General features: G+C 66.2%; 5 protein-coding genes. All 5 read left to right on the plus strand.

Going from position 1 to position 6,992, the window contains the following annotated elements:
* Window positions 1–12: 12 nt before the first annotated feature.
* The 5 genes from uppS (at window position 13) to bamA (ending at window position 6,658) form a co-directional block, all read left to right on the plus strand.
* Window positions 13–780, plus strand: a complete 768-nt coding sequence (gene uppS, locus DBR20_RS10770) for a polyprenyl diphosphate synthase (protein WP_100464280.1) — start codon at window positions 13–15, stop codon at window positions 778–780.
* Entirely contained in the window at window positions 777–1,613 is an 837-nt protein-coding gene (locus DBR20_RS10775; RefSeq protein ID WP_025877667.1) for a phosphatidate cytidylyltransferase, read from the plus strand. Before uppS ends, DBR20_RS10775 begins: the two co-directional genes overlap by 4 nt.
* Before the next feature lie 2 nt (window positions 1,614–1,615).
* Entirely contained in the window at window positions 1,616–2,806 is a 1,191-nt protein-coding gene (locus DBR20_RS10780; RefSeq protein ID WP_108266174.1) for a 1-deoxy-D-xylulose-5-phosphate reductoisomerase, read from the plus strand.
* A 55-nt stretch (window positions 2,807–2,861) separates the two neighbouring features.
* Window positions 2,862–4,220: an RIP metalloprotease RseP gene (gene rseP / locus DBR20_RS10785; protein WP_100464274.1), complete on the plus strand. Its 1,359-nt coding sequence runs from the start codon at window positions 2,862–2,864 to the stop codon at window positions 4,218–4,220.
* Window positions 4,221–4,294: 74 nt separating this feature from the next.
* Window positions 4,295–6,658, plus strand: coding sequence for an outer membrane protein assembly factor BamA (gene bamA, locus DBR20_RS10790; RefSeq protein WP_108266175.1), 2,364 nt, complete (start codon window positions 4,295–4,297; stop codon window positions 6,656–6,658).
* Window positions 6,659–6,992: the final 334 nt, after the last annotated feature.

The following is a 6,992-nucleotide window of genomic DNA, read 5'->3' on the forward strand; positions in this document are numbered from 1 at the left end:
GGTCTGAAGTCGATGCCTTCAGTCCCGCCCCCCCTGCCGGCCGCCCTGCCGCGCCACGTTGCCATCATCATGGATGGCAACGGGCGTTGGGCACAGCAGCGCCGTCGCCCCCGCGTGATCGGCCATCGGGCCGGTGCGCGTGCGGTCAACCGCACCATCGAGCGCTGCCTGGAACTGGGCATTCCGGCGCTGACCCTGTTCGCGTTCTCCAGCGAGAACTGGGGTCGGCCGCAGGAAGAAGTCGATGCGTTGATGAAACTGTTCCTCGGCGCGCTCGATCGCGAAGTGGACGAGCTGCATCGGCGCGGTGTGCGCGTGCGCTTCATCGGCGAACGCGAGCGCTTCGGCGCCGGGCTGGTCAGCCGCATGCAGCTGGCCGAACAGCGCACTGCCGACAACAGTGCCCTGACCCTGTCGATTGCTGCCAGCTATGGTGGCCGTCAGGACATTGCCCGTGCCGCACGCGCACTGGCCGTTGAAGTGGCCGCCGGCCGCCTGCTTCCCGAGCAGATCGACGAATCCCTGCTGGGGCGACAGGTGGCTCTTGCCGACCTGCCGCCACCGGACCTGTTCATCCGCACCGGCGGCGATACCCGCATCAGCAATTTCCTGCTGTGGCAGCTGGCCTATACCGAGCTGTGGTTCACCGAAGCGCTGTGGCCGGATTTCGACGCCGCGCAGCTGCAGCTGGCGCTGGATGCCTATGCCAGCCGTGAGCGCCGCTTCGGCCTGACCAGCGCCCAGATCGCCGCCCTGGCCACCGAGACGTCCAGCCCATGACCAAGACCCGAGTCCTCGCCGCGCTGATCATGGCGCCGGTCGCCATTGCTGCGATCCTGTTGCTGCCCACGCAATGGCTGGCCGCCGCCGCTGCTGCCGTGCTGCTGATCGGCCTGTGGGAATGGCTGAAACTGGCCGATGTCGAAGACACCCTCGCCCGCACCGTGCTGCTGGTCCTCAACCTGGTGTTGATGGTGCTGCTGGTGTGGGCCGATGCCGGCACCCTGGTGCTGTTCCAGATCGCGACCCTGGTGGGCGTGGCATGGTGGCTGGGCGCGCTGGTGTGGCTGCGCTTCTTCAACTTCGGCGCGCAGCCCGGCAGTCCGGCGCGCATCCTCAAGCTGCTGGCGGGCACCCTGGCGATCGTGCCGGCGTGGGCGGCGCTGGTGCTGATCCATGCCGGCGGCGACCCGCCGGGCCATCAGGGCCACCTGTGGCTGCTGGCCGCGCTGGCGCTGGTCTGGGCCGCTGATTCGGGCGCCTACTTCGCCGGCCGTCACTTCGGCAAGCACAAGCTGGCACCGCGGATCAGCCCGAACAAGACCTGGGAAGGCCTTGTCGGTGGGCTGATCGCCGGTGTCGCAGTGGCCGTCGGCCTGGGCTGGCTGGCCGGCATCGATGCCGCGCACCTGCCGGGCCTGCTGGTCACCTCGGTGGTGGCCGTGTTCGCCTCGGTACTGGGCGACCTGTTTGAAAGCCTGATCAAGCGCCATGCCGGCGCCAAGGATTCAGGCCACCTGATCCCCGGCCACGGCGGCGTGCTCGACCGCGTCGACGGCGTGCTGGCGGCCATCCCGGTGTTCGCACTGGGCAAGGAAATCTTCGGGTTCTGACCATGGATGCTGCTGCAGACCTGCGCCGGGTCGCCGTATTCGGCGCCACCGGCTCGATTGGTGCCTCCACGCTTGACGTGATCGCCCGCCATCCGCTGCGTTACCAGGCCACCGTGCTCGCCGCCGGCCGCCAGGTACAGGCGCTGCTGGCCCTGTGCCGGCAGCACCGGCCCGCGCATGCGGTGATCGCCGACGAAACCCTGTATGCCGAACTGCGCGACGGCCTGCGCGACGCCGGCCTGGCCACCCAGGCCCACGCCGGCCATGCCGCGCTGGACCAGCTTGCCGCCAGTGACGCCTGCGATACCGTGGTTGCCGCGATCGTCGGCGCCGCCGGCCTGTCCTCGACCCTGGCCGCCGCTGCGGCCGGCAAGCGCATCCTGCTGGCCAACAAGGAATCACTGGTACTGGCCGGCGAACTGCTGACCCGTACCGCCGAACGTGCCGGCGCCGAGATCATCCCGATCGACAGCGAGCACAGTGCGATCTTCCAGTGCCTGCGTTCACGTGATGCCAGCCTTGACGGTGCCGGCGTGCGCCGCATCCTGCTGACCGCCTCGGGTGGACCGTTCCGGGGTCGCAGCCGCGCCGAACTGCAGGAGGTCACCCCGGCTCAGGCCGTGGCGCACCCGAAGTGGTCGATGGGGCCGAAGATCTCGGTCGATTCGGCGACGTTGATGAATAAAGGCCTGGAAGTGATCGAGGCCCATCATCTGTTCGGCATCCCCGGCGAGCGCATCGAGGTGCTGGTGCACCCGCAGAGCCTGGTGCATTCGCTGGTGGAGTTCGTTGACGGCTCCACGCTGGCGCAGATGGGCCTGCCGGACATGCGCACTACCCTGGCGGTGGGCCTGGGCTGGCCGCAACGGATCGAATCGGGCGTGTCCGGTCTGGACCTGCTGACCCAGGGTCGGCTGGATTTCGAGGCCCCCGACACCGACGCCTTCCCCTGTCTGGCCCTGGCGTGGCAGGCGATGCGCGCCGGTGGTACCGCCCCGGCGGTGCTGAACGCCGCCAACGAAGAGGCTGTTTCAGCGTTTCTTCAGGGCCGCATAGGCTTCCTGACCATTCCGACGCTGGTTGCTAACGCTCTTTCAACACTGCCGACCGAACCAGCCGATACACTTGAGGTTCTGTTGTCCGCCGACCAGCGGGCCCGCCAGCTGACCCTGAACGCCATCGCCGCCACCTGAACAGCGCACCCATCCCGTATGACGCCGCCGCCCGTGTCCGCCAATGTGAACCTGCATGACTGACTTCATCGGATCGGTCTGGTGGATGATCGTGAGCCTTGGGCTGCTGGTCACCTTCCACGAATTCGGGCATTACTGGGTCGGGCGCCTGTGCGGGGTCAAGGTGCTGCGCTTCTCGGTCGGCTTCGGCCGTCCGCTGTGGTCGCGCCGCGACCGCCATGGCACCGAGTTCGCCATCGCCGCCATCCCGCTGGGCGGCTATGTGAAATTCCTCGACGAACGCGAAGTCGAGGTCCATCCGCACGAGCGCGGCCAGGCCTTCAACCACAAGACCGTGTGGCAGCGCATCGCCATTGTGGCGGCCGGCCCTGTCGCCAACCTGCTGCTGTGCATCCTGCTGCTGTGGGCGATGTTCGTGATCGGCAAGCAGGACTATTCCGCAACCGTGGGCCGCGCTACGGGCATGGCCGCCACGGCCGGGCTCGGCAGCGGCGACCGCCTGCTGAGCGTGGACGGCCGTGATGTGATCACCCTGGGTGAGGCCAGCATGGCCCTGACCGCGGCGGCGATGGACCGTCGCGACGTGACCCTGCAGGTTCTCGACCCCGCAGACCAGCTGCGCTCGCGCACCCTGCCGCTGTCACAGCTGCCGGCCGGCTTCGATGAACGCCGGGTTCCGATCCTGGCCGGCGTGTACTGGCGCGCATGGCTGCAGCCGCCGCTGGTGGACAACATCGTGAAGGGTTCGGCTGCGGAAGGTCACCTGCAGACCGGCGATCTGATCGTGGCGATCGACGGCCAGCGCATCGACAGCGTCGAGCAGGCCATCAGCGAAGTGGGCAGCCTCGGCCGCCGTGGTGGCCCGGCGATGATCGAGGTGCTGCGTGGTGGCGAGCGCCTGGCGCTGGAGATCACCCCGCGCCAGGGCAAGGACGGCAAGGGCCAGCCCACCTGGCAGATCGGCGCCGGCTTTGCCAAGAGCTACAGCCCTGCCTACGACACCCTGCTCAAGTTCGGCCCGCTGCAGTCGGTGACGGTGGCGGTACGTGAAACCGGCAGGATGGCCGCCGATTCACTGGCCATGATGGGCCGGATCGTCACCGGCAAAGCCTCGCTGCAGAACGTTTCCGGCCCGGTCACCATTGCCCGGGTCGCCAATATTTCGGCCAAACGGGGCGTGGATTGGTTCATCCAGTTCCTCGCCCTGCTGTCGCTGAGCCTGTGCATCATCAACCTGCTGCCGATCCCCATCTTGGACGGCGGCCACCTGCTGTATTACCTTATCGAGTTGGTCAAGGGCAGCCCGCTGAGCGAGCGTGCCGTCGCCGCCGGCCAATACATCGGCCTGGCGTTGCTGGCCGGGCTGATGGGATTGGCGTTCTACAACGACATCCTCGGCCTGGTCCCGCGATGAACTTTTCCATGTTTTTGCCGTCTACAGCGTCGGCATCCCTTACCAATGCAATCGACCTTCCTACCGGACGTGACATGACGCGACTCCCCAATCGCCGCCTGCTGGCCCTCGCCCTCGCCGCCGTCACCGGCGCTCCCGCCCTGGCCCAGGCAGCCGAGCCCTTCACTGTCAGCGACATCCGCGTCGACGGCCTGCAGCGCATCAGCTCCGGTACGGTGTTCACCTACCTGCCGGTCGAGCGTGGCGAAACCGTCACCGACAGCAAGGTCGGCGAGACCATCCGCGCCCTGTACAAGACCGGTTTCTTCGAAGACGTGCAGCTGGATCGCCAGGGCAGCATCCTGGTGGTGACCGTCAAGGAACGTCCGGCGATCAACAAGCTGACCGTCACCGGCAACAAGGACATCAAGTCCGACCAGCTGCTCAAGGGCCTGTCCGACATCGGCCTGACCGAAGGCGGCACCTTCGATCGCCTGAGCCTGGACCGCGTGACCCAGGAACTTCGCCGCCAGTACAACGATCGTGGCAAATACACCGTCGACATCACCCCGACGGTGAGCCCGCTGGACCGCAACCGTGTCGACATCGCCATCGCGATCAAGGAAGGCAAGGCGGCCAAGATCCGCCACGTCAACATCGTCGGCACCGAGAAGTACGAGAGCAAGGACATCCTGGAATACTGGGAGTCCAAGGAGCACAACTGGGCGTCGTGGTACCGCCGTGACGACCAGTACTCCAAGGAAAAGCTGTCCGGCGACCTGGAGAAGCTCAACTCCTGGTACCTGGACCGCGGCTATGTCGACTTCAGCATCGACTCGACGCAGGTCTCGATCAGCCCCGACAAGCGCGACATGTTCATCACCGCCGGCGTGACCGAAGGTGACCAGTACAAGATCTCCGAGATCAAGGTGAGCGGCGATACGATCCTGCCGCAGGAAGACGTCGAGCGCATGGTCGTGCAGAAGTCCGGCGACACGTTCTCGCGTGCGCTGCTGGAGTTCAGCTCCGACTCGATCACCAACTCGCTGTCCAACATCGGTTACGCCTTCGCCAAGGTGAACCCGATTCCGACCACCAACCGCGCCGAGCAGACCGTGGCGGTCAACATGCAGGTCGTGCCCGGCCCGCGCGTGACCGTCCGCCGCATCATCTTCAAGGGCAACACCCGCACCTCCGACGAGGTGATGCGCCGCGAAATGCGCCAGTTCGAGAACAGCTGGTATTCGCAGGCCGCCATCGACCGTTCCAAGATCCGCCTGCAGCGCCTGGGCTACTTTGAAGGCGTCGAAGTCGAGACCCCGGCCGTCAGCGGCAGCAACGACCAGGTCGACGTCGTCTACAACGTCAAGGAAACCACCTCGGGCAGCTTCGTGTTCGGCCTGGGTTATTCGCAGTCCTACGGCATGACCACCTCGGTGCAGCTGTCGCAGAACAACTTCCTCGGCGGCGGCAACCGCGTGTCGGTCGAAGCCTCGCGCAGCAGCTACCTGCAGCGCTACGGCTTCAGCTACACCAACCCGTACTTCACCGATGACGGCGTCTCGCTGGGCTACAACCTGTCCTGGCGCGAACTGGACTACTCCGACTTCAACACCGCGCAGTACAACAGCACCAACGGTTCGGCGCAGGTGGTGTTCGGCGTGCCGATCACCGAGACCGACACCGTCTCGCTGATGTTCGGCATCGACAGCAACCAGATCACCACGTATGCGGGCTCGACTCCGAAATCGATCATCGACTACATCGATGCCGTCGGCAGCCGCACCTTCCATGCATGGCGCACGGAACTGGGCTGGGCGCGCGACTCGCGCAACGACTACTTCATGCCGACCCGCGGTACCTACCAGCGCGTGGGCCTGGAAACCACCCTGCCGGGTTCGACCATCGAGTACTACAAGCTGAACTACCAGATCAGCAAGTACTGGCCGATCATCCCCTCGCTGGTGATCAACACCCGCGCCGAAATCGGCTACGGTGATGCCTACGGCAATGACAAGACCCGCGTGATCGACAACGGCGACGGCACCACCCGTACCGTCACCGCATCGGGCCTGCCGTTCTACGAGAACTTCTACGCCGGTGGTACCAACTCGGTGCGTGGTTTCGAGGACAACACCCTCGGCCCGCGTGAAGTCACCAGCGGCTACCCGAACGGCCAGCCGCTGGGTGGTTCGCTGAAGACCGTCGGTTCGGTCGAAGCCTACTTCCCGCGCCTGTTCGACAGCCCGTCGGCCCGCGTGTCGGCCTTCGTCGACTTCGGCAACGTCTACAACGGCACCGACAACTTCAAGGCCAACGAGCTGCGCGTGTCCACCGGTGTGGCCCTGCTGTGGCGCGCCCCAGTCGGCCCGATCTCGATCAGCTACGCGTTCCCGCTGAAGAAGAAGGACGGCGACGAGATCGAACGCCTGCAATTCACGTTCGGTGGCCAGTTCTGAGGAACGACGTTCCTCAGAACTGATCCACCTCCGGTGAATTGCCCGCGCATTTCACCTATCCCCCGCGCCGCTGGCGCGCCCCCCCTTTGCAGAAGGGGGGCTCTCCACCAGACGGGTCTCGAATCGCCGGGCATTGCCCGGCGTTTTCGTTTAGACGGGTTGGCGGAAGCGAGCGCTCCGCTCTTGATCTTTCCTGTTTTTCCGTGGCTGGCACTCGCGCCACGCCGTCGGAGGGCGGACGGGTGGGGCCTGCGAGGGTGTGAGCCGCATGGATGCGGCGACCAAGGCTACATGGACGTACTTGCGCCGTCCCTCGCGGGCCCCACCCGTCCGC

It is taken from the genome of Stenotrophomonas sp. HMWF023 (assembly GCF_003060985.1).
Classification (GTDB): Bacteria; Pseudomonadota; Gammaproteobacteria; order Xanthomonadales; family Xanthomonadaceae; genus Stenotrophomonas; species Stenotrophomonas lactitubi.